The organism is Nocardia sp. NPDC004722, from assembly GCF_053601505.1.
The window spans coordinates 1-21754 of sequence record NZ_JBSGBY010000061.1 but is presented as its reverse complement, the minus strand read 5'-3'; the positions used below and the strand labels follow the sequence as shown (position 1 = coordinate 21754).

Below are 21754 nucleotides of genomic sequence, written 5' to 3'. Positions count from 1 at the left end.
CGATCACGGTGCCCGCGGTGAGCCCGGCGGCTGCACCCGGAACGGCACCCACGCCAGCACCGGCAGCCGCACCGGCCGCAGTGCCGGTCCCGGTGCCGATTCCACTCCCGATTCCCGCACCGATCGCGGCACCGGTCAGGCCCAGCGGCAGGCCGACCACGCCACCGGCGACACCGCCCGCGACGCCACCGGCGACCGCGCCGATGCCCGCACCGGCGGCAGCGCTCTGCCCCATGCGGTTCAGGGTGTCGACCGGGATACCGGTGGTGGGATCGCGCTGCACATCCGAGACCGGGGCGGGATCGCTGGAAACCACGGCGGCGGAGGCGTTTCCGGCTCCGGCCAGCACCACGGCGGCGGCCACGGGGACGGCGACGACAGAGGAAAGAACGATCTTACGAACAGACATCGGAAAACACCGGCTTTCGTGCATTGATTCGCTTTGCACCACCGACGCTAGGCCGACATGGTCAGTCGTCCAAGATGAGCGCGCTCAGTAAATAGCGTGACCAGGGCCACCAAAAGCGGGCTTCACAAGATCGAAATGCCCGGTCACGACGATGTGGTCATGCGAAATTGCTCTGTCCGTCACATGTGACCGACGGAGCACTCGCGACTACTCCCCCGGTTCGGCGAGCCGCCGGGTGACCTCGGCCGCGAGTTCCGCGCCGGTCGCCTCACGCAACGCCTCGACCAGCGAGGCGCGCAGCACATCGTCCCGGGTCAGGAAGCCGGCCGCGATCAACCCTTCGATCGGACTCACCTCATAGGTGCGGCAGAAGGCGATGACCGTCTCCGCGACCGGCGTCTCCCCGCTCAAATGCCGTGACACCCGCATCTGATTCGTGCCCATCCGCACCGCGATGGCGCGATCACTGTCGCCGTGCGAGACCGCCTGCTTCCACTCCCGGAATCCCACCAGTACATTGTGTCAGCGCGGGGGCAACATTGTGTCAGCGCAGCGCCTCGACCGGACGGTGCCCGATCACCGAGAATTCGTCGAGGGTCACCACCGGGTCGCCGGAATCCTGTTTGCCGGTGATGGTGATGGTGCCGGTGAACACGTCGCCCTGGGTGACGGTGTCGCTGACCGGTCCGGTGAGCTCCACGCGGGTGCCGTCGATGGTGTAGTAGTCCGTCGGCCCGCCGTGCACGAAGGCCAGCGTCCATACCGAGGCGTCCGAATACACCAGGCCGTACACGGGCACCCGTTCACCGGCGTGCTGTCCGGCGTCGCGCAGCCGCTGGTTCAGGTCATGGTCGGAGACCGGCTGCCCGCCGTCCGACCCCGTCGCCGGAAGCGGCAGCGCCGCAGCGCTTCCCATTCCACCGATACCGATACTCACCGCGATCCCGATCGCCGCGGCCCCGATCATCGTCCGGCCGACCATGATCCACCTCCGCTCGCCTCATCCCCCTCTGGATACCCATTCGACACCGGTTCATCACCGACGACATCGGCCCGACGCCGAAGAGACCCCGATCCGCTACCGCGAACCGGGTCTCACGTGGACGAAGGCACTTTCGCGCCGCTTCTCGTATTTCGGCGCAGTCACGCAACCACCTGGTGCCCGAGCGCTAGATGCGCTCCAGCACCGCGGACGCGCCGATGCCACCGGCCGCGCAGATGCCCAGCAGGGCCGTCGACTTGCCGGTCAGCGCAAGCTCGTTGGCCATGGTGGTGACCATGCGAGCGCCGGTGGCGCCGAAGGGGTGGCCCAGGGACACCGAGCCGCCGTGGACGTTGAGCGTGGCCGGGTCGATGGCGCCGACGGCGGTGTCGCGGTCGAGGCGGGTCTTGGCCCATTCGTGGCTGGCCAGGGCCGCGACGACCGACAGGGTCTGGGCGGCGAAGGCCTCGTGGATGTCGACGAAATCGATGTCCGCGAGGGACATTCCGGCCTTGTCGAGAGCGCGGGGCATGGAGATGGCAGGGCCGATGAGGACCTGGTCGCGCGGGTCGACGCTGACGAAGCTCCAGGAGCGGAAGGCCGCCAGGGGTTCGAAGCCGAGGGCGCGCGCCTTCTCCTCGCTCATCAGCAGCACCGCGGACGCGCCGTCGGTGAGCGGGCTGGAGTTGCCCGCGGTGACGGTGCCGTCCTCGGCGAAAACCGGTGCCAGCTTGGAGAGTTTGGCCAGGCTGGTGTCGCGCCGGACCAGGCCGTCACGGGAGACGGCCACCCCGTCGGGGGTGCGCACCGAGAGCACCTCGCGGTCGAAGCGCCCCGATTCGATGGCCGCCGCGGCCCGATGATGCGAGGTGGCCGCGAAATTGTCCTGCGCCCCACGGGAAATGCCGTGGATGCGCGCCATCTTCTCGGCCGATTCGCCCATCACCTCGCCGGTGGTACGTTCGGCGATCTGCGGACGCCGCGGCACCAGGTCGTAGAACGGCGCGAGTTGTGTTGCCGCGCTGAGGTAGTCCTTGGCCTTGGGTTTGCCCAGGGCCAGCGGCGCGGCCGCGTGCACCAGCTTCTGCGGCAGCTTGACCTCGGCATTGCTGGTGGAGTCGCTGCCGCCCGCGATCACGATGTCGTATTCACCGCGCTCGATGGCGGCCGCGGCCGACACCACGGCCTGCAGTCCGGAGGCGCAGGCGCGGGTGACGGTGTACCCCTCGCAGCCCGGATCCAGCTCGAGGTCGAGGGCGATCTCCCGCGCGATGTTCGGCGCGGCGCTGGGCAGGATCACCCCGCCCCACACGATCGACTGCACGTCCTGCTTGGGCAGTCCGGTGCGTTCCAGCAGACCGCGGACCGCGATGTCGGCCAGGTCGATGGAGTCCATCCGAGTGAAATCGGTGAATGCCCGCACGAAGGGGGTTCGCGCCCCGGCGACGATGACAGCACGGCGAGCGCCTGGTTTAGCCATGAGCCAGTTTTAACTGATACGCGACGTAACAGCAAGCGTCGGTACTGCCATGAGGGTCGGTATTGCCATGAGGGTCATGGTCGACCGGGGCCTGTCCCGAGACCCCGGTCGAGAGGGGTAGATGTTCCGTGCCGCCCGACTAGGCGAGCCTGATCAGCCCGTAGTCGAAGGCGTGGCGGCGATAGACGACCGACGGTCGGTCGGTCTCCTTGTCCTGGAACATGAAGAAATCGTGGCCGACGAGCTCCATCTGGTAGAGGGCGTCATCGACCGTCATGGGGATGGCAGGGTGCTGCTTCACACGCACGACGTGGCCGGGACCGGCGGATTCACCGTCGTTCTCCTCGGCCGAATGTTCATGGGCGACCGACCCGTTCGAGGCGAACAGGGATTCGTCGAGCAGTCCGGCGGTCGCCTCCGACACCGAGATCGGTGTCTTGTCCCCGTGATGGACGCGACGGCGGTCCTTGAGCCGGCGCAATCGGCTCTCCAGCTTCTCGACCGCCTGCTCGAGGGCGGCGTAGAAACTGTCCGCGCAGGCTTCGGCCCGGACGACCGGGCCCTTGCCGCGGGCGGTGATCTCTATCCGCTGGCAGTTCTTGCGTTGACGACGGTTGCGTTCGTGGGTGAGCTCCACGTCGAAGAGGTAGATGGTGGGGTCGAAGCGCTCCAGGCGAGAGAGCTTGTCCGCCACGTGAATTCGGAAATGGTCTGGCACTCCGCCCTCGCCGAGGGTTCGGCCCTTGACCACGACATCCGCCTTGGTCGCCCGACTGGGCATATCGTCTGAGATGACCTCGTCATCGAGCAGCACCGCGGTGTCTGCGTTCTTCGCTGAGAGTCGTGAAGTAGTCGTCACGCGTACCTCCCGGATCTGGCCGCACAAGCCGCTCGTGCGGCGGGATTGAAACGTGTGCCGATCGAATGATTCGCTCGGCACATATAGTCCGAGGCGCCACCTCCAAACTTGCGGTTCGGGTGTCTGATCGCCAACCTAGTGCGCCAGCGACCTGTCCGCCAGTGTTCACGCAAATTTCGAAGAATCAAGCCGCGCAGGTAACCAGCGCGGCACGAACAGTCACTCCCGCCTCAGCCAGCGCACGCACCGATTCACGCATCGTGACCCCGGTGGTCAACACGTCATCGATCAGTACTACCTCGGCATTTGCCGGAAAAAGGACACTCGGCGGCCGGGTGGTGGCTACGATGATCCGCCCGTGCAGATTGTGCTGGCGATCGCGGTGTCCCAGGCCCACCGAATCGCGCACACCAGGCCGCATGCGCAAGATACGTACCAGTCGGCAACCCGGCAGCCAACTCGCCGCGACGTGCCCGGAACGCGCCACCGGATCGCCGCCGCGCAGGCGGGCGGCCGCACGCCGGGTCGGTGCGGGGACCAGAGCCAGCGGCCGATCGGTGTCCCGTAAATGATCCAGTCCCCTGGCCATCGCGAACCCCAACGGCTTTGTCAGGTCCCACCGGCAATGCTCCTTGACGGCCAGCACGGCCGCGCGCGGCGCGCCCCGATAAGGGCCCAGGGCCCAGCACGGCACCCCGGGATCCGCCCGCGGGCGAATGCGAATCGGCGGACCCGACAAGGCATTCGCGCATCGGGCGCACCATGGCGTCCCCGCGCGCCCGCACCCGCCGCACGCCCGCGGCAGGATCAGATCCAGCAGCTCCCCCATGCCCCCAGTGTGCGCCTAGCCGGGCAGCACCGGGACCGCGTTGGCCCCCAATCCCGGAACTTCGCGCCAGTAGTCCTCGCGGCCTTCGGGATTGCGGGTCAGTTCGAGCACCGCCCGCGAGTCGGCGACGTACTCCTGATCCACCGCGGCACTGAGCACCCGCACCGGCGGGGTGAGGTTCTGCGAGGTCTGCGACTTGAATTCGGAGCCGTCCACCAGCACCCCGGCCACCGGGTCCACATTGCCGTCACGACCGACCACGACCTTCTCGTCGGTGAGCCAGTCGATCGACACCGCCGGCGTGCTCAGCCCGATGGCCAGCGGCAGCGGTGAGGTCAGCGAGAACTTCCCGTTGGCCTGCGGCACCACGACGGCCACGTACACCTTGCCGTTGGCGATGATCGCGGCCCGCGCCCCGGACGGCGAGATGCGCAGTTCGGTGATCGGGGTGCGCGGGGAGGTGGAATTGGCCGCCGCCGCGACCAGTTCGGCGATGTCGACGTCCTGCACGGACACATTGCCGGTGGCGCGGTCGTGCACGGCGCGGATCACCCGGTCACCGTCGACCACCGACCAGGCGGAGCTGCCGTCGGCGGGCCAGGACGGCCGGGTGAAGGTGCCGCCGGTCGCGACCGGGAAGCCGCCCTGACCGTCGTAGGTGCCGATGATCAGGGTGCGTTCGGGTTCCGGGTCGGGGCGGCCGGACTTGGCGACCGCGGCGACCAGCTGCCCGTCCGGCGACAACCCGACCGACTGCAGGGTGTGGGTGGTGCCGAAAAACCCGGGGGCGGGCACGATTCCGGTGTCGGTGACCGCCACCAGCGCCCCGTCCCGCACCGCGTGCAGGCCGATGCGGTTGCGGCCGATGACATCGGGGCTCTTGGCGTCCACGTCGGCGCGCTGCCAGCCGTTGGCGAACTTGTCGTCGAGCGGTTTGCCGTCGGCGTTGAGCAGGTAGGGCCCTTGCACGTCGGCGTTGGAGAGGGTCAGCACCACCTGCGCGGCCATCAGGTCGCGGCTGGGCGGGTCCAGCGGGGCGGTGCCGGAGAAGTCCACGCCCACACCGCCACCGCCGACGCCGACGTTCTCGGGATCGCCATTGGCCTTGGTGATCGGGCCGCGCAGAGACACCGGCGCGGCCAGCGGATTGCGGACCGCCGGGGCCAGCGCGGCCTGCGGTCCCTCGCCGAGCAGGCTCAGCAGCCGCTGCGCCAGCTGGTCCTTGCGCACCGAGATCCAGCGCAGATCCGGCACCATGGCCAGCCCGGCCAGGTTGGGGAAGAACAGCGAATACCGGTGATAGGACTTGGCGAACGCGGCCTGCTCGACGATGACGCCGGACGGCAGATCCTTGATCCGCCACTGGCCGTCGATCTTCTCGAGGTCGACCTTGGTCTCCAGGGTGCCGTCGGCCGCCCGGTAGGAGCCGTCGGCGGCGAGCTCGCCGATCTTGCGGGCCCGGATCACGTAGGTCGCGTTGTCCCCGGTGCGGGATTCGCGCAGCGTATTGGGCTGTGAGTCCACGATGGTGGTCCCGGCCGCGTCGTCCCACTGCACATTGGCCGCCGGGGACAGGAACTGCCGCGCCGCCTGATGCCGATTGCTGGGATCGGCGGTGGCCTGCAGGAAGTCCAGCAGCAGCTGGTCGGGTTCGCGCCCGGCGATGGGCGGGGTGGGCGCGGTGCTGGTGGGCTGGTGGTCGAGGCTGCCCAGCGCCTGCGGAGCCGAGGAATCGGGCAGGCTCGCGCAGGCGGACAGGGCGAGCAGGCAGCCGATCACGGCCAGCACCCGCCGGGCTGGGGCAGCCCTCATAAGGAGCCGTCCGGCTTGGACGCCGAGGGGAATTCCGGTGCGATGGCGTCGAATCCGGCTTCGCCGTTCGCCGAGCCCGCCGCGCCCTCCGAAGTCCCCGAGCTCGCGGCGTTCTCCGCGTTCCCGGCACTGTCTCCCGCGTTCGCCGCCCCGCCACCGGCCTCCAATTCCAGCGGCGCGGGCGCGGATTCGAGCACGGCCGCCGCGGAGGCGATGGCCTCCGGCGTCGCGTCCGACCCGGCGATATCGAGCGCCAGCTGTTCCGGCGACACCGCGCCGCGAATCTTGGGCGGGTCCAGCGACAGTGGGCTCTGTCCGAGCTTGCGCCCGCGCACCAGCGGCAGGGTGAGCCGGAAGCTCGCGCCCACGCCGATCTCGCCCCAGGCCTCGAGCTTGCCCTCGTGCAGGTTGGCGTCTTCGACGCTGATGGACAGCCCGAGACCGGTGCCGCCGGAGCGCCGCATGCGCGACGGGTCCGAGCGCCAGAACCGGTTGAACACCAGCTTCTCCTCGCCGGGCCGCAGCCCGACGCCCTGATCGCGCACCACGATGGCAACCGCGTTGGCGTCGGTGTCCCCGCGCATGCGCATCAGCACCGGCTTGCCCTCGCTGTGGTCGATGGCATTGGCGAGCAAGTTTCGCAGAACACGTTCGACCCGGCGCGGATCCACCTCGGCGACAAGGGGTTCCTCGGGCATGTCGACCACGAGTTCCACGCCGGATTCCTTGGCCAGGTGCCGCACCGTGGAGACCGCGGCCCGCGCGCACATGCGCACGTCCAGCGATTCCACTTGCAGCTCGGCCACACCCGCGTCGTGGCGGCTGATCTCGAGCAGATCGTTGAGCAGCCCCTCGAAGCGGTCGAGTTCGTTGACGAGCAGTTCGGCCGAGCGCGCCAGCGCCGGGTCCAGGTCGTCGCTGGATCCGTGGATGAGGTCGGCCGCCATGCGCACGGTGGTCAACGGGGTGCGCAGTTCGTGGCTGACGTCGGAGGTGAAGCGTCGCTGCAGATTTCCGAACTCCTCGAGTTGGGTGATCTGGTTGGACAAGCTTTCGGCCATCTCGTTGAACGACATGGCCAGCCTGGCCATGTCGTCCTCACCGCGCACCAGCATGCGCTCTTTGAGTCGTCCGTCGGCGAAACGACTCGCGATCCGCGCCGCGGATCTGATGGGCAGCACCACCTGCCGGGTCACCAGCGCGGTGATCGCGGCCAGCAGCACCAGCAGCACGATGCCGCCGATGAGCATGGTGCCGCGCATGAGCGACAGGCTGCGTTGCTCATTGGTGAGCGGGAAGATCAAATAGATTTCCAGCGAATCGATATCGGCCGAGGGACTGCCGATGATCAGCGCCGACCCCTTGTACCCATCCGGGCTCGAGACGGTGGCGAACTGATAGGAGACCTGGCGCTGCTTGACGAATTGGCGCAGCTCGGTGGGAATCTCCTGAATCGCGCCGGAGGTGATCTCCTGCCCGCTGTCCCCGGTCATGGCCAGGGCGGCCTCGTAACTGCCTGCGGCGCCGCCGGTTTGGGTCCCGCCGGCGCTGGAGAACAGCGCGCGGCGGGCATCGTCCAAACGGCTCTGCTGGGTGCCCGAATCGTGCACTCCGGCAAGTTGATTCTGAACGGTGTTGCGGGCGCGGCCCATCTCCTCGACGGCCGCGTTGATCTTCGCGTCCAACAACCGGTCGGTGATCTGAGAGGTCAGCACGACACCGAGAATCGTGATGACGATCAGCGACAGGGTGAGCGTGGACACGACAACACGCAACTGCAGCGAACGCCGCCACACATGACCCAGTTGCTCGCCGAGATTGCGGAACCAGGCCACCACTACCGCCAGCCACCGCTGAACGCGGTTTCTGGAACCAGCGATCACGGCGGTCCGGCCTTGTAGCCCACACCTCGCACGGTCAGCACGATCTCAGGGTTCTCGGGATCCTTCTCCACCTTGGCGCGCAACCGCTGCACGTGCACGTTGACCAGGCGGGTATCGGCGGCATGCCGGTAGCCCCAGACCTGTTCGAGGAGCACCTCACGGGTGAACACCTGGCGCGGCTTGCGTGCGAGCGCCACCAGCAGATCGAATTCCAAGGGAGTCAGCGAGATCTGCGCGCCACCACGCGTCACCTTGTGCGCGGGCACATCGATGACGATGTCGGCGATGGAGAGCAGTTCCTGCGGCTCCTCCTCGGTGCGGCGCAGGCGGGCCCGCACTCGAGCAACGAGTTCCTTCGGCTTGAACGGCTTGACGATGTAATCGTCGGCGCCGCTTTCCAAACCCAGGACGACGTCGACCGTATCGGTCTTCGCCGTCAGCATCACGATGGGCACTCCCGAATCGGCTCGCAGCACCCGGCATACATCGATGCCGTTCATGCCGGGCAGCATGAGATCCAGCAACACGAGATCCGGGCGCAGCTCCCGGACCGCGGTCAATGCCTGCGTGCCGTCACCGACGACGTGAGGATCGAAACCCTCACCCCGCAAGACGATCGTGAGCATCTCCGCGAGAGCCATATCGTCGTCGACGACCAGAATCTTCGGCTTCATAACGTCTAGTTTGTCACCTCTCCGGCTCTGATTCGGCCGCCACGCCAACACTCGTGACCTGTCGGCGCACATCCAACCCTATCCAGCAACAATTTCCGCGAGGCGCGCGGCAAGTGTTGCCGGTTCGTCACCGGTCCGATGCACCCACCAGCTTCCACGCCAGTTGATTTCGGCCAGCTCACGGTAGACAGTACCGGTGCGGCGCTGCAGACCCCCGTCTTTCTCGTAAGCATCGAGTGCGCGCGCTGTGTCGGCCGCGCCGCGCAGGCGGGCGCGCTCCTCGGCCACATCAACTGGGACATCAAGAAGGATTTGGACATTCGGGGCAGGCAGTCCGAAGCGCTCGAACTCCAATTCCGCGATCCAGGCCACGATTTCACCGTGTGCGTCCTGACCCATCCGCGCCGCCGAATAGGCGGCGTTGGAGGCCACGTAGCGGTCCAGTAGCACGATGTCGTTGTCCGCCAGCAGTTTCGACAGCTCGTCGCGCGCGTCGGCGCGGTCGAGGGCGAACAGCAGCGCCATGGCGTTCACAGACTGGGCGGTATCTCCATGACCGCCGCGCAACGCCTCGGCGGCGAGGTCGGCGTGCACCGAGACGCCATAGCGCGGGAAGGCGAGGGTGGCGACCCGCAGGCCGCGGGCGGTCAGATCGGTGACGACAGCATCGGTCAACGTGCGCTTACCCGCGCCGTCGAGCCCTTCTATCGCGATCAGTGCACCCATGCAGGGGAGAGTACCGAATCCTTGCTATGGTCCGGCCATGACTTCCACCGGAGTGACATCGTTGCAGCTCAAGCGCGCTTTTGTACTACTCGGAGTCACGGTCGCCGCCTTCGGCGCGACGGCGTGCGGCGACACCTCGAGCGACAAGAACTCGTCGTCGACCACCTCCCCGACGGCCGACCCGCACCGGCCCTTCGACCTGCAAGCGCACCGCGGCGGCCGCGGCATGACCATCGAGGAGTCACTGCCCGGCTTCGCCAAGGCCATCGAACTGGGCGTCTCCACCTTGGAACTCGATATCGTGCTGACCAAGGACAAGGTCCCGCTCATCTGGCACGACCCGACCATCCAGGCCGAGAAGTGCACCGACACGGCCGCCGCGTTCCCCGACGATCCGCAGTACCCGTACGTCGGCAAGCTGGTCCACGAGCTCAGCTACGACCAGGTGCACACCCTCGACTGCGGCAAGAAGCTGGCGGGATTCCCCGAGGCGCAGGAGCTTCCGGGCAACAAGATCGCCCGCCTGCCCGAATTGTTTGATCTGGTGAAGACCTACCCGGGCGCGTTCGACACGCTGCGCTACAACGTGGAGACCAAGCTCGAGGCCGAGCACCCCGAACAGTCCGCCACGCCAGAGGAATTCGTCGGCGTCATCCTGGACGCGGTCCAACAGGCCGGGGCCACGCCGAAAGTCGAGATCCAGAGCTTCGACTGGCGCAGCCTGCCCCTGGTGAAGGCGCGCGACGCGAGCATCCCGACGGTCGCCCTCTACGACGCCACCACCTTCAAACCGAACAGCGCGTGGCTGGGCCCGATCCGCTACGAGGAGCACGCGGGCGATCCGCTGGGCGCGATCAAGGCACTGGGAGCGGACATTTCGTCGCCGGATCACCAACTGCTCACCAACGCGGGCGAATACGTGCAAAAGGCGCATGGCCTGAAGATCACCGTGGTTCCCTGGACCGTGAACGACAAGGACATGATCGGCAAGCTGCTGGACGCGGGCGTGGACGGCATCATCACCGACTACCCGAACCGGGCCCGCGAGGTCATGGACGCCAAGGGCTACCCGCTGCCGAAGTCGTTCCGCAAGTAACCGGAGCGGTCCGAAATTACCAATCCGAATCTGAAACGCAACTAAGTCAACCCTTGTAGGGTCCCAGCCAAAGACCCAGCAAGGAGCACACCTGATGAAGTCCCGTCTCGCCGCCGCCACCCTGGCCGCCGCCGCCCTCTCCGCCGCCACCCTGACCGCGGCGGGCGCGGCGTCGGCCGCCCCGCTCCCCCTCGAGCCCGTCACCCCGGTCGCCAACTCCGGCTCCTCGATCCCGTCGGTCCCCTCCGGCTCCGGCGGCTCGGGCTCGAGCAATGTCCTGGGCACCGGCTCCAGCTTCAGCGAATTGGCCAATGCCGCCATCTGCAAGTTCAACGGCAAGACCTGGATCCCCGTCCTGGACATCTGCGTCTGACACGACGCCCCCGTGCCGCCGACCCGAACGGTCGGCGGCACAGCCGTTTCCAGGCCCCCAGAAATCACGGCGCCCTTCTGAAACGCGTTCCTTTTACAGTTTGGACACGCTTCAGCAAGGAGACCCTCGATGAAATCGGCTCTGCTACACCGCCTCCCCACCCTCCTGGCCACCGGCGCCCTCGCCGCCCTCTGCGCCACCGGAGCCGCCCAGGCCACCACGCCCACCCCAGCCCTCCCGGTCAGCAGCGGCTCGTCGGGCTCGAGCTCCGGCTCGGCCATGCTCTCCCAGCTGGAATGCACCCTCCTCGGCATGCAGTGGGACGCGACCGTCCAAGCGTGCGCCTTCCATGGCACAGGGCCCGTCGGTTAGGGGAATCGCAATGAAATCGGCTCCGGCACACCGCGTTCCCCTACTCCTGGCCACCTGCGCCCTCGCCGCCCTGTGCGCCAGTGGGGCCGCCCAGGCCGCCCCACCCGCCCCCGCGACGGCAACCGCGATCGACGGCAGCACGGCCTCGGGTTCCGGCGCGGGCTCCAGCAACGGCCTGTTCGGGCTCCTGTGCACGCTCGTGCACCTCAGCCGGGGCCTACCCCCGGGGTGCAGCTACAGCGACATGCCGCCCGTCGGATAGAGAACACCAACGAGATTCGGCCGGTCACCCTGGGGTGACCGGCCGAATGTTCAGCTGCTACAGCGGGTTTGGCTCAGTAGCGGTAGTGGTCCGGCTTGTACGGGCCTTCCACGTCCACGCCGATGTACTCGGCCTGGTCCTTGGTGAGCTTGGTCAGGGTGCCGCCGAGGGCCTCGACGTGGATCTTGGCGACCTTCTCGTCGAGGTGCTTGGGGAGGCGGTAGACCTCGTTGTCGTACTCGTCCGGCTTGGTCCACAGCTCGATCTGCGCGATGACCTGGTTGGAGAACGAGTTCGACATCACGAACGACGGGTGGCCGGTGGCGTTGCCCAGGTTGAGCAGGCGGCCCTCCGACAGCACGATGATCGACTTGCCGGACTCCTTGAACGTCCAGAGGTCGACCTGCGGCTTGATGTTGAGGCGGTCGGCGCCCGAGGACTCCAGCGCCGCCATGTCGATCTCGTTGTCGAAGTGGCCGATATTGCCCAGGATGGCCTGCGGCTTCATCGCCTTCATGTGATCGAGGGTGATGATGTCCTTGTTGCCGGTCGAGGTGATGACGATGTCGGCGTCGCCGATCGCCTGCTCGACGGTGACGACGTCGAAGCCGTCCATCAGCGCCTGCAGCGCGTTGATCGGGTCGATCTCGGTGACCTGCACGCGCGCGCCCTGCCCGGCCATCGACTCCGCGCAGCCCTTGCCGACGTCGCCGTAACCACAGATCAGCACCTTCTTGCCGCCGATGAGCACGTCGGTGCCGCGGTTGATGCCGTCGATGAGCGAGTGGCGGGTGCCGTACTTGTTGTCGAACTTCGACTTGGTGACCGAGTCGTTGACATTGATGGCCGGGAACACCAGCTCACCCGCGGCGGCGAACTGGTAGAGCCGCAGCACGCCGGTGGTGGTCTCCTCGGTGACGCCCTGCACCGATTCGGCGATCTTGCCCCACTTGCCCTTGTCGGCTTCGAGGCTGGCGCGCAGCAGGTTCAGGAACACCTTGAACTCGGCCGAATGCGTCTCGTCCTCCGGCGGCACCACACCGGCCTTCTCATACTGCGCGCCGCGCAGCACCAGCATGGTGGCGTCGCCGCCGTCGTCGAGGATCATGTTGGCGGGCTCGCCCGGCCAGGTCAGCATCTGCTCGGCGGCCCACCAGTACTCCTCGAGGGTCTCGCCCTTCCAGGCGAAAACCGGAGTGCCCTTGGGCTCTTCGACGGTGCCGTGCGGACCCACCACGACCGCGGCGGCGGCATGGTCCTGGGTCGAGAAGATGTTGCAGGAGGCCCAGCGGACCTCGGCGCCGAGCGAGACCAGGGTCTCGATCAGCACGGCGGTCTGCACGGTCATGTGCAGCGAGCCGGAGATGCGCGCGCCGCGCAGCGGCTGCACATCGTGGTACTCGCGACGCAGGGCCATCAGGCCGGGCATCTCGTGCTCGGCGAGGCGAATTTCCTTGCGGCCGAACTCGGCCTGTGACAGGTCCGCCACCTTGAAATCGATCCCGTTGCGGACGTCTGCGGTCATCATGCTGGACACGGCGGTCGTCATCTGCCTCTCCATGGTCGGCTGCTTGGCGCTAAGGCTAGTCGGTCCGACTTGGTCCCCCCACGGGGCGGCCGACGTGCGTACAGCGTACGCACGTCGGCCGGAGTTTGTCGATGCGAAAACCCTCAGGCCGCAGCCGGATAGTCGTGCGCGGCGAGAATGCGCTGCCGCTTGCGGGGCTGGATATTGGCCCGGCTCACATCCCCCGCGTAATGCGCGAGCAGCCGCGGGTCCATGACCATGCGCCACAGCGGCGGGAACAACGCCAGCAACAGCATGGTGGCATAGCCCGCCGGAAGCTGCGGGGCCTCTTCGGAAGAGCGCAGCGTCTGATAGCGACGCCCCGGATTCGCGTGGTGATCACTGTGCCGCTGGAGATGGAACAGGAAGATATTGGTGACCAACCGGTCGCTGTTCCAGCTGTCGCGCGGCGAGCAACGCGCCCAGCCGCCGTTCGGCCGACGCCGCCGCAGCAACCCGTAATGCTCGACGTAGTTGATGGTTTCGAGCAGGGCCGCGCCGATCACCGCCTGCAACAGCAGGTACGGCAGGATGCGCCAGCCGTAAACGCCCAGCAATGCGCCGAACAGCACGGCGGTCATAGCCCACGCCTGGAGGATGTGGTTGTGGACACTGAACCACCGGTAGCCCTTGCGCCGCAGCCGTCCGCCCTCGATCTCGATAGCCGAGCGGAAACCGCCGATCACACTGCGGGGCAGGAACTCCCACAGCGACTCCCCCATCCGCGCGCTGGCCGGGTCCTCCGGCGTCGCGACACGGGCGTGGTGGCCCTTGTTGTGCTCGACGAAGAAGTGCCCGTAACCCGATTGCGCCAGGGCGATTTTCGACAGCCAGCGTTCCAGGTGCTCGACCCGGTGGCCGAGTTCGTGCGCGGCATTGATGCCGATGCCGCTGACGAACCCGAGCGTGGCCGCCAATCCCAGCTTGTTCGGGATGGACAGGTCGTCTCCGGCCCACATGTAGGCGGCGATTATCAACCCGGCCAGCTGCACAGGCAGGAACATGTAGGTACACCACCGGTAATACCGGTCGCCGCTGAGTAGTTCGTAGTCCTCGTCGCGCGGATTGGTGCCGTCTTCCCCGACGACCCAGTCCAGCACGGGAATCACGATCAGAACGATGATCGGACCGATCCACCAGAACACCGTGAGCTTGGTATGGAGCACCAGCTGCGACGGCAACAACGCACTCGCGGGTGCGATCAACCCCAGCACCCACAGGTGGCGTTTCGGATCCGGCGAACCCGACCGTTTGCCAACCATTTGCACATTTGCCCCGCTAATCAGATACCTCTTACAACTCGCCGCTACATATCTTGAAACTTAGCCGCTGTTACAGCACGTGGTCGCGGCGAAAGGTGGCAACTGTTACATCATGAGCAGTCGGTTCTCGTGCAACTGCTCATGTGGTGCCAGTCACCCGACCGCACTGGCAAACCCACGGCTGCATCGCCGAACTCGACGGCTGTGTCGATCAGCGGCACCACACGTAACGCACCTGCGGCCGCCCCGTCCGACCGTAGTCGGTTCGCCGTTCCACCACGCCGTCTTCGGCCAGACGCTCCAGGTATCGCCACGCCGTGACCCGGGATACCCCGACCGCGCGCCCCGCCTCACCCGCCGACAGACCGTCGGCCGCCGCGCGCACCACCCGCGACACCTCGTCCATTGTCTGCGGCGCAATGCCTTTCGGCATACTGGAGCGCTGGTCCGGCGTGCGCAGCGCCCCGAAGGCGCGGTCGATGTCGTGCTGCGAGATCGCGGTCTCGCCGGCCGGCAGGGCCGCCCGGTATTCCAGATAGCGCTCCAGCTTGTCGCGGAAGGCCGCAAAGGTGAAGGGCTTCAACAGATACAGCACCACCCCGTGCGAGACCGCCGCCCGCACCATGGCCAGATCCCGCGCGGAGGTGACCGCGATGACGTCGGGCCGCGGCCGCAGCCCGGCCAGCGCGGCCGCGACGGCGAGGCCGCTCATATCCGGCAAGCCGATATCCATCAGCACCAAATCGACGGGGGCGCCGGAAGATTGTGACCTTTTCGCGATCGAGAGGGCGTCGCGTCCGGTGTGCACGACGGCGACCACCACGAAGCCCGGCAGCCGCTCCACATAAGACCGATGCGCCGCAGCGATTTTCGTCTCGTCCTCGACGATCAGCACCCGAATCGGATTCCGGCTCTCCGGGGTCATCGCGAGAACCTCACGATCACCGCGGATTCCGGCTCGCGCCGGGCCCGCAGCTCGCCGCCGTGCCGCGCCACCAGCCGCCGGACCAGCGCCAATCCCAGACCGTGGTGGTCGGTCTTGGTGGAGTACCCGCGCTCGGTGGCGCGGCTGAACAATTCCTCGGACATGCCGGGCCCGCTGTCGGCGACGCGGACGTAGAGGTCCGAGTCCTCCCGGCGCACGGTCACTTCCACCCACGCGTCCTCGTCGTGCCCGACCTCGTCGAGCGCATTGTCTATGAGATTGCCCAGCAGCGTGACCATCTCGTTGGGGGTGAGCGGATCGGTGGTGTCGAGCAGGGTGTCACCGGTGACGGTCAACTCGACCCCGTACTCGGCAGCTTGTTCCACCTTGCCCAGCAGCAACGCCACCACGGCCGGCTCGGCGACCGCTCCGGTGAGCCGGTCGATGAGGGCCTGGGAGAGTTCGATTTCCGCGGTCGCGAAGTTCACCGCTTCCTCCGCCCGGCCCAGCTCAACCATGGTCACCACGGTATGCAGCCGGTTGGCGGCCTCGTGCGCCTGGGCCCGCAGCGATTCGGCGAACCCGCGCACCGAGTCGAGTTCGCCCAGCACGTCCCGCAATTCGGTGTGGTCGCGCAGGGTCAGCACGGTGCCGATGCGTCGACCGCCGTGCTCGACGATGTCCTGGTTCACCACCAGCACCCGGTCGGGGGTCACATGCATCTCGTCGCGCACCACCCCGGTTCCCAAGCGCTGCAACGACACCGGCAGATCCGAGCGTTTGATCGGCCCGTCCGGCAGATCCAGCAGCAGCCGGGCCTGATCGTTGACCACCTCGGCGTGCTCGTCGGAGCGGTCGAACACCAGCAGCCCTTCGTGGATCGAATGCAGCACCGCGTTGTGATGCTCGTACAGGGCGCGCAGCTCGCCCGGGCCGAGCCCGTGCGTCTGCCGTAACAGTCTGCGCCGCAACAGCAGTGAGCTGAGCGTGGCCAGCAACAGCCCCGCCAGCGCCGCCGCCAGGATGATCGGGAACTGCTCGCGCACCTGCGCCCCGATATGGGTGCGGGTGACTCCCGCCGACACCAGCGCCACGATCCGCCCGTCGCCGTCCCGCACCGGTGTCACGGCCCGGATCGAGGGCCCCAGTGTGCCCGTGTAGGTCTCGGTGAAGGTCTCCCCCGCCAGCGCGCGATCGATATTGCCGCTGAACGGCTTTCCGATCTGCGCCGGATCGGTGTGGGTGTAGCGGGTCCGGTCCGGGGCCATCACCACGATGAAGTCCATGCCGGTCGACTTGCGGATGGACTCGGTCACCGGCTGCAGCAGCACGGTCGGATTCGGCGCACGCACCCCCGCCAGCGTGGACGGCGACTGCGCCACGGTCACCGCGGTATCGGTGACCTCCGCCCGGGTGGCGTCGTCCTGGACGCGACGGGTCTGCAGCACCGCCAGCACCGCACCCGCCGCGATCACCATCGCCAGCACCAGCACTTGCACCACGAACACCTGCCCGGCCAGGGTGCGCCGGGCCCGGGTACCTCTCACAGCTCCTCCGGGTACTTCATGAACATAATTTACGAAACAGTGACCGCCGTCACTCCGCCAACCAAGATTCTGTGCTGAACACCCCACCCCGGAGGCACCGAACACGATGAGCGATACGACTACACGACAGCGCCGAGACCGTACCCATTGGCTCTACCTGGCCGTCATAGCGGCCGTCCTCGCGGGCATTCTGGTCGGCTGGCTGGCTCCGGGTTTCGGCAAGAGCGTCGGTGAACTGGGCACCCTGTTCGTCAACCTGATCAAGATGATGATCACCCCGGTCATCTTCTGCACCATCGTGCTCGGCATCGGTTCGGTGCGCGCGGCCGCCAAGGTCGGCAAGGTCGGCGGTCTCGCCCTCGGCTACTTCCTCGTCATGTCGACGGTCGCGCTCGGCATCGGCCTGCTGGTCGGCAATCTGCTGCATCCGGGTTCGGGCCTGAACGTGGCCGCTCATGCCAAGGAGGTCACCAAGTACGCGACCGACGCCAAGGCCGCGGGCGGGACCTGGCAGTTCCTCGAGGACATCGTCCCGACCTCGCTGCTGTCCTCGCTCACCTCGGGCAAGGTGCTGCAGGCGCTGTTCGTGGCGCTGCTGGTCGGCTTCGGCATCCAGGCGATGGGCAAAGCGGGCGAACCGATCCTGCGCGGGGTGGCCTCGGTGCAGAAGCTGGTGTTCCGGATCCTGACGATGATCCTGTGGCTGGCCCCGATCGGCGCGTTCGGCGCGATGGCGAACGTGGTGGCGCGCACCGGGCTCGACGCGGTCAAGCAGCTGGCGCTGCTGATGGTCGCCTTCTATCTCACCTGCATCGTCTTCATCTTCGGTGTGCTCGGCATCCTGCTCCGCGCGGTCACCGGCGCGTCGATCTTCAAACTGGTCCGCTACCTGGCGCGTGAATACCTGCTGATCTTCGCGACGTCCTCGTCCGAGTCGGCGCTGCCGCGCCTGATCGCCAAGATGGAGCACGTCGGCGTGGACCGCACCACCGTGGGTGTGGTTGTCCCGACCGGGTATTCGTTCAACCTCGACGGCACCGCCATCTACCTGACCATGGCCACCCTGTTCGTGGCCGACGCCATGGGCAAGCCGCTCGCCTGGCACGAGCAGATCGGCCTGCTGCTGTTCATGATCATCGCCAGCAAGGGCGCGGCCGGTGTCACCGGCGCGGGCCTGGCCACCCTGGCGGGCGGGCTGCAGAGCCACCGGCCGGAACTGCTGGACGGCGTCGGCCTGATCGTCGGCATCGACCGGTTCATGTCGGAAGCCCGTGCGCTGACCAACTTCTCGGGCAACGCCGTGGCGACCCTGCTGGTCGGCACCTGGACCAAGACCGTCGACCCGGCCCGGGTGACCGCGGTGCTCAACCGCGAGATCCCGTTCGACGAGGCCACCATGGTCGACGATCACGCCGCCGACGACGGCCCGGCCGACAAGCCCGCCGAAAAAGACCTGGTTCCCGCCTGACCCCAACCCCTGGGCGGAACCGGGACCGCCGGCGCATTTTCCCCCCGTATGCGCCGACGGGACCCGCACAGACCCTGGTGCTAGACGCCGACCGCGTCCAGCGCCAGGGTCGCGGCGATGGCATTGGCCAGCTCCGCACCCTTGGTCTCGAAATGCCGTGAGAAGTAGGCCAGGTGCTCACCGTGCTCGTGGAAGTGGTGCGGCGTCAGCACCGCCGAGAACACCGGCACATCGGTCTCCAACTGGACCCGCATGAGCGCGTCGACCACGGTCGAGGCCACGAAATCGTGCCGGTAGATACCACCGTCGACGACCAGCGCGACACCGGCGACGGCGGCGTAGGAGCCACTGTTGGCCAATCGCTTGGCCTGCAACGGGATTTCGAAAGCGCCGGGGACCTCGATGATGTCCACCTCGGCATGACCCCGCTCGGCGAGCCCCGCCTTGGCGGCCTCCACCGCCTTGTCGACGATCTCGCTGTGCCAGCGCGCGGCGACGAGGGCGATGCGATTCGACTTGGGTGACATGGGGATTCCTCCTGTTCGCGATGTCACCCAGGGCATAGACGCGAACAGGCCCATCCGCGCGGGCGGATGTGCCGGTGCCGCGTTCTCTTTCATCCGGACTGTGACCGTCGGCCCCGGGATCACACCGGAATCTGCTCGACCCGGACGATCGGAACCATCCGGCGCTCGCGGGCTCGTGCACCCGGATCGGTCCGGATGCCATTACCGCCGGTGGGGAATTCCACCCCGCCCTGAGAACGTGTACTACCGAAAGGTAACACGGGCCCTCAGGGCGGGGAAGAGATGGACTCGCTCAGCGCAAAAGCCCGAACCAGCTCAGTGCAAAAGCACATCCGCGTCGGCGGGCAGTCCGTCGACGGGCCACCACGCCAGATCCGTGGACTCCGAACTCCGCACCGGCACAGCCCCTTCCGGGGCGACGATCTTGAACAGCAGATCCAGGTGCCGGGTCGGCACCCCCAGCGAGCATTTGATGGGATGCGCCTGCGCCCCGTAGAGCCCCGGCGCCAGCACCAAACCCTCGATCCCCGACTCCTCGGTGGCCTCGCGGTACGCCGCGGCCGCGACCGTATCGTCCGATTCCTCGCAGTGCCCGCCCAATTGGATCCACCGCCCGACCCGAGGATGCAGCGTCAGCAAGACCTGACTCTCGTCATGCGAGAGCACAATGGCCGAGGCGGTGATGTGCCCGGCGGCGTGCTCCCGCAGGCACCCGCGCGGCGCGGACCCGAGAAAAGCCAGCATGGCCTCTCGAAGAGACTGCTCGGCACCCGTTGCCGGATCCCACGTTTCGAGCAATTCCGTCGCCGACTTGTGCAACGACTCCGCGCTCACAGCTCGACCAGGCCGATGCCGGGATCGCCCGCTTCGCGCGGCGCGATCTCGTCCAGCGGGTAGCCGATCGCGATGGCACCCAGCGGATTCCAGTCCGCCTCCAGGCCCAGCACATCACGGGTGACGTCCGGCGCGAAAATGGTCGAGCCGATCCAGCAGCTGCCGACGCCACGGACGGCCAAGGAGACCAGCAAGCCCTGGACCGCCGCGCCCACCGCGACCGTGAACATGGTCCGCTCGGCCGCACGACGCGTTTCGTCCGGATAATCGTGTGCGCCGTCGGGCACACAGAACGGGATGATGACCTCGGGGGCGTCGAAGAGGATCTGGCCGCGCGCGATTCGCTTGGCAATACTCTCTTCCGACTTGCCGTCCCGGGTCAGGTCCACGCGCCACGCGTCCGCCATCGCGTTCAGCAGTTGCTCGCGCTTGGCGCGATCGCGCAGCCATACGAACCGCACCGGATGGGTGTGATGCGGGGCGGGCGCGGTCAGCCCGGCGGCCACGGCCTCGCGAATGATCTCCGGCTCCACGGCCGTGTCCGCGAACTGTCGCACCGAGCGCCGCAGCGGCACCGCCTGTTTGCGGCCGAGATCGATGGCTTCCTCTGTGCCAAGCCAGAACAGATCCTCTTCGCCGCCGCGCAACAGGCTGGCGGCGTTCGATCCGTCGTCGGTGTATTCGAAGCCGCGCACGACCGCGACGGGGACGCCGCCGAGCTTGCCCTTGGCCAGGTCCGCGGCAGCGGCGAGCTCATCGGCCACGGCCACCAGTGTCACGTGCAGCTCGTTGCCCTGCCCGTCGACCGCGCCGTTGTAGTCGTGCAAGACGCGCAGCCCGGACGCACCGATGGCCGCGTCGATCTGGCCATTGCGCCAGGCCCGCCCCATGGTGTCGGTGATGACCACGGCCACCTGGACACCGAGGCGTTCGGCCAGCGCGGTTCGCAATGCCTTGGCCGAGGCGTCCGGATCCACCGGCAGCAGCACCAGTTCACCCTGCTCGACATTCGAGCCGTCGACCCCCGAGGCCGCCTGCACGATGCCGAGCTTGTTCTCGGTGATCAGGGTCCGATTCTTGCGCGCGAGCACGCGGACGGACTCCTCGAGCACCAGCCGCCGCCGCGCCTCGTCGCGTTCCTCCGGATCGCTCGGCACGCTCACGATGCGACCCTCGGCCTTGGCGACGATCTTGCTGGTGACCACCAGCACGTCCCCGTCCTGTAGCCAAGGCGCTTGCGCCGCAATGGCTTCCGCGACATCGTCGCCCGGCCGAAACTCCGGCAGGCCCGGAACAGGAAGAATGCGCAGTTCATTGCCGGATGCGTGGTCCGTACCCGTATACGTGGAATCCGTTGTCACGGTTTGACTCCCGCGATATCGAGGGCCTGGCGCACCATCTCGGCGGTGGTGGCGGGATCGGTCATGAGCAACGGAATCGCCCGGACTTCGACGCCCGGAACATCGGCCACGTCGCCCGTGTGGATGAGCCAGCCGTCCAGAATTCCGGTGCCGGAGCGCGCCCCGTAATAGTTGCCGACAGCCTCCGCGGTGGTCTCCACGCCGATCACCGACAGGCACTCATCCGCCATGCCCCGCAACGGCTTTCCGCCGATCACCGGCGACAGACCGATCACCTTGGCGTCCGTTGTGCGCAGTGCGCCGCGTATGCCCGGAACCGAAAGGATGGCTCCGACGCTCACCACGGGGTTGGAAGGGGCCAGCAACACCACGTCAGCCGACTCTATGATTTCCGTCACACCCGGGCCCGGTTTCGCAGCATCTGCCCCAATAGTCACGAATCCATGGGTCTCTACGTTCGCCCGGTACCGAACCCACCACTCTTGGAAATGGATCGCGCGAAGTTC

At 67.4% G+C, this 21754-nt stretch carries 22 protein-coding genes, 1 pseudogene and 1 riboswitch; of the genes and pseudogenes, 5 read left to right on the top strand and 18 right to left on the bottom strand.

The annotated features are described in order from the left end of the window. The 10 genes and pseudogenes from ACWELQ_RS09610 to ACWELQ_RS09565 all read right to left on the bottom strand — a co-directional run. Positions 1 to 409: pseudogene (locus ACWELQ_RS09610) on the bottom strand (hypothetical protein); the annotation flags it as partial. A 207-nt stretch (positions 410 to 616) separates the two neighbouring features. Continuing rightward, positions 617 to 919, bottom strand: a complete 303-nt coding sequence (locus ACWELQ_RS09605; protein ID WP_452396587.1) for a hypothetical protein — start codon at positions 917 to 919, stop codon at positions 617 to 619. A 34-nt stretch (positions 920 to 953) separates the two neighbouring features. After that, complete coding sequence (locus ACWELQ_RS09600; RefSeq protein ID WP_452396586.1) at positions 954 to 1391, bottom strand: hypothetical protein; 438 nt, start codon at positions 1389 to 1391, stop codon at positions 954 to 956. Positions 1392 to 1578: 187 nt separating this feature from the next. After that, entirely contained in the window at positions 1579 to 2871 is a 1293-nt protein-coding gene (locus tag ACWELQ_RS09595) for an acetyl-CoA C-acyltransferase (RefSeq protein WP_452396585.1), read from the bottom strand. A gap of 139 nt (positions 2872 to 3010) precedes the next feature. Next, positions 3011 to 3652 carry a ribosome hibernation-promoting factor, HPF/YfiA family gene (hpf, locus tag ACWELQ_RS09590; protein ID WP_452396589.1) on the bottom strand — a complete coding sequence of 214 codons (642 nt, stop codon included), beginning with the start codon at positions 3650 to 3652 and terminating at the stop codon, positions 3011 to 3013. Positions 3653 to 3914: 262 nt separating this feature from the next. Continuing rightward, on the bottom strand, positions 3915 to 4376 hold the full coding sequence (locus tag ACWELQ_RS09585) for a ComF family protein (protein ID WP_452396584.1): 462 nt from the start codon (positions 4374 to 4376) through the stop codon (positions 3915 to 3917). A 198-nt stretch (positions 4377 to 4574) separates the two neighbouring features. Next, on the bottom strand, positions 4575 to 6371 hold the full coding sequence (lpqB, locus tag ACWELQ_RS09580) for an MtrAB system accessory lipoprotein LpqB (RefSeq protein ID WP_452396583.1): 1797 nt from the start codon (positions 6369 to 6371) through the stop codon (positions 4575 to 4577). Next, complete coding sequence (gene mtrB, locus ACWELQ_RS09575; protein WP_452396582.1) at positions 6368 to 8254, bottom strand: MtrAB system histidine kinase MtrB; 1887 nt, start codon at positions 8252 to 8254, stop codon at positions 6368 to 6370. Before mtrB ends, lpqB begins: the two co-directional genes overlap by 4 nt. Beyond that, positions 8251 to 8928, bottom strand: coding sequence for an MtrAB system response regulator MtrA (gene mtrA, locus ACWELQ_RS09570; RefSeq protein WP_033090495.1), 678 nt, complete (start codon positions 8926 to 8928; stop codon positions 8251 to 8253). Before mtrA ends, mtrB begins: the two co-directional genes overlap by 4 nt. Positions 8929 to 9006: 78 nt before the next feature. Further along, positions 9007 to 9654, bottom strand: a complete 648-nt coding sequence (locus ACWELQ_RS09565; protein ID WP_452396581.1) for a dTMP kinase — start codon at positions 9652 to 9654, stop codon at positions 9007 to 9009. Positions 9655 to 9691: 37 nt separating this feature from the next. Between ACWELQ_RS09565 and ACWELQ_RS09560 the strand changes: the two genes are divergently transcribed. The 4 genes from ACWELQ_RS09560 to ACWELQ_RS09545 all read left to right on the top strand — a co-directional run bounded on the left by ACWELQ_RS09560 (position 9692) and on the right by ACWELQ_RS09545 (position 11757). Next, positions 9692 to 10750 (top strand): glycerophosphodiester phosphodiesterase, encoded by a 1059-nt coding sequence (locus ACWELQ_RS09560; RefSeq protein WP_452396580.1) that lies wholly within the window; start codon positions 9692 to 9694, stop codon positions 10748 to 10750. A 94-nt stretch (positions 10751 to 10844) separates the two neighbouring features. Further along, complete coding sequence (locus tag ACWELQ_RS09555) at positions 10845 to 11123, top strand: hypothetical protein (protein ID WP_452396579.1); 279 nt, start codon at positions 10845 to 10847, stop codon at positions 11121 to 11123. Between the two features lie 129 nt (positions 11124 to 11252). Then, positions 11253 to 11495 (top strand): hypothetical protein, encoded by a 243-nt coding sequence (locus ACWELQ_RS09550; protein ID WP_452396578.1) that lies wholly within the window; start codon positions 11253 to 11255, stop codon positions 11493 to 11495. Positions 11496 to 11505: 10 nt separating this feature from the next. Then, complete coding sequence (locus ACWELQ_RS09545; RefSeq protein WP_452396577.1) at positions 11506 to 11757, top strand: hypothetical protein; 252 nt, start codon at positions 11506 to 11508, stop codon at positions 11755 to 11757. Between the two features lie 73 nt (positions 11758 to 11830). On the opposite strand, the gene ahcY is transcribed toward ACWELQ_RS09545, so the two are convergent. The 4 genes from ahcY to ACWELQ_RS09525 form a co-directional block, all read right to left on the bottom strand. Next, on the bottom strand, positions 11831 to 13306 hold the full coding sequence (ahcY, locus tag ACWELQ_RS09540) for an adenosylhomocysteinase (protein ID WP_452396576.1): 1476 nt from the start codon (positions 13304 to 13306) through the stop codon (positions 11831 to 11833). A gap of 122 nt (positions 13307 to 13428) precedes the next feature. Next, complete coding sequence (locus ACWELQ_RS09535) at positions 13429 to 14586, bottom strand: alkane 1-monooxygenase (RefSeq protein ID WP_452396575.1); 1158 nt, start codon at positions 14584 to 14586, stop codon at positions 13429 to 13431. 211 nt (positions 14587 to 14797) lie between these two features. After that, on the bottom strand, positions 14798 to 15511 hold the full coding sequence (locus ACWELQ_RS09530; protein ID WP_452396574.1) for a response regulator: 714 nt from the start codon (positions 15509 to 15511) through the stop codon (positions 14798 to 14800). Continuing rightward, the gene (locus tag ACWELQ_RS09525) at positions 15508 to 16989 is read right to left on the bottom strand and encodes a sensor histidine kinase (RefSeq protein ID WP_452396588.1); all 1482 of its coding nucleotides are present in this window, start codon (positions 16987 to 16989) and stop codon (positions 15508 to 15510) included. The genes ACWELQ_RS09530 and ACWELQ_RS09525 overlap by 4 nt, the downstream gene beginning before the upstream one ends. Before the next feature lie 175 nt (positions 16990 to 17164). Between ACWELQ_RS09525 and ACWELQ_RS09520 the strand changes: the two genes are divergently transcribed. Then, positions 17165 to 18526, top strand: coding sequence for a cation:dicarboxylate symporter family transporter (locus ACWELQ_RS09520; RefSeq protein ID WP_452396573.1), 1362 nt, complete (start codon positions 17165 to 17167; stop codon positions 18524 to 18526). A gap of 80 nt (positions 18527 to 18606) precedes the next feature. On the opposite strand, the gene ACWELQ_RS09515 is transcribed toward ACWELQ_RS09520, so the two are convergent. From ACWELQ_RS09515 to ACWELQ_RS09500, 4 genes are all read right to left on the bottom strand, one after another. Further along, positions 18607 to 19053 carry a 6,7-dimethyl-8-ribityllumazine synthase gene (locus ACWELQ_RS09515; protein ID WP_452396572.1) on the bottom strand — a complete coding sequence of 149 codons (447 nt, stop codon included), beginning with the start codon at positions 19051 to 19053 and terminating at the stop codon, positions 18607 to 18609. A 77-nt stretch (positions 19054 to 19130) separates the two neighbouring features. Continuing rightward, a riboswitch (FMN riboswitch) is annotated at positions 19131 to 19295 on the bottom strand. 73 nt (positions 19296 to 19368) lie between these two features. Beyond that, complete coding sequence (locus ACWELQ_RS09510; RefSeq protein WP_452396571.1) at positions 19369 to 19887, bottom strand: NUDIX hydrolase; 519 nt, start codon at positions 19885 to 19887, stop codon at positions 19369 to 19371. Then, the gene (locus ACWELQ_RS09505) at positions 19884 to 21248 is read right to left on the bottom strand and encodes a coenzyme F420-0:L-glutamate ligase (RefSeq protein ID WP_452396570.1); all 1365 of its coding nucleotides are present in this window, start codon (positions 21246 to 21248) and stop codon (positions 19884 to 19886) included. The genes ACWELQ_RS09510 and ACWELQ_RS09505 overlap by 4 nt, the downstream gene beginning before the upstream one ends. Next, on the bottom strand, positions 21245 to 21754 hold a 510-nt coding region (locus ACWELQ_RS09500; RefSeq protein WP_452396569.1), incomplete at its 5' end, for a 2-phospho-L-lactate transferase CofD family protein. The genes ACWELQ_RS09500 and ACWELQ_RS09505, both read right to left, overlap by 4 nt.

Excerpts from the sequence above, each read along its gene's own strand:
- ACWELQ_RS09600 (WP_452396586.1), bottom strand. The coding sequence starts at position 1,391 with ATGGTCGGCCGGACGATGATCGGGGCCGCGGCGATCGGGATCGCGGTG.
- ACWELQ_RS09595 (WP_452396585.1), bottom strand. The coding sequence starts at position 2,871 with ATGGCTAAACCAGGCGCTCGCCGTGCTGTCATCGTCGCCGGGGCGCGA.
- hpf (WP_452396589.1), bottom strand. The coding sequence starts at position 3,652 with ATGCCCAGTCGGGCGACCAAGGCGGATGTCGTGGTCAAGGGCCGAACC.
- lpqB (WP_452396583.1), bottom strand. The coding sequence starts at position 6,371 with ATGAGGGCTGCCCCAGCCCGGCGGGTGCTGGCCGTGATCGGCTGCCTG.
- mtrA (WP_033090495.1), bottom strand. The coding sequence starts at position 8,928 with ATGAAGCCGAAGATTCTGGTCGTCGACGACGATATGGCTCTCGCGGAG.
- ACWELQ_RS09565 (WP_452396581.1), bottom strand. The coding sequence starts at position 9,654 with ATGGGTGCACTGATCGCGATAGAAGGGCTCGACGGCGCGGGTAAGCGC.
- ACWELQ_RS09560 (WP_452396580.1), top strand. The coding sequence starts at position 9,692 with ATGACTTCCACCGGAGTGACATCGTTGCAGCTCAAGCGCGCTTTTGTA.
- ACWELQ_RS09555 (WP_452396579.1), top strand. The coding sequence starts at position 10,845 with ATGAAGTCCCGTCTCGCCGCCGCCACCCTGGCCGCCGCCGCCCTCTCC.
- ACWELQ_RS09550 (WP_452396578.1), top strand. The coding sequence starts at position 11,253 with ATGAAATCGGCTCTGCTACACCGCCTCCCCACCCTCCTGGCCACCGGC.
- ACWELQ_RS09545 (WP_452396577.1), top strand. The coding sequence starts at position 11,506 with ATGAAATCGGCTCCGGCACACCGCGTTCCCCTACTCCTGGCCACCTGC.
- ahcY (WP_452396576.1), bottom strand. The coding sequence starts at position 13,306 with ATGACGACCGCCGTGTCCAGCATGATGACCGCAGACGTCCGCAACGGG.
- ACWELQ_RS09535 (WP_452396575.1), bottom strand. The coding sequence starts at position 14,586 with ATGGTTGGCAAACGGTCGGGTTCGCCGGATCCGAAACGCCACCTGTGG.
- ACWELQ_RS09530 (WP_452396574.1), bottom strand. The coding sequence starts at position 15,511 with ATGACCCCGGAGAGCCGGAATCCGATTCGGGTGCTGATCGTCGAGGAC.
- ACWELQ_RS09525 (WP_452396588.1), bottom strand. The coding sequence starts at position 16,989 with ATGGTGATCGCGGCGGGTGCGGTGCTGGCGGTGCTGCAGACCCGTCGC.
- ACWELQ_RS09520 (WP_452396573.1), top strand. The coding sequence starts at position 17,165 with ATGAGCGATACGACTACACGACAGCGCCGAGACCGTACCCATTGGCTC.
- ACWELQ_RS09515 (WP_452396572.1), bottom strand. The coding sequence starts at position 19,053 with ATGTCACCCAAGTCGAATCGCATCGCCCTCGTCGCCGCGCGCTGGCAC.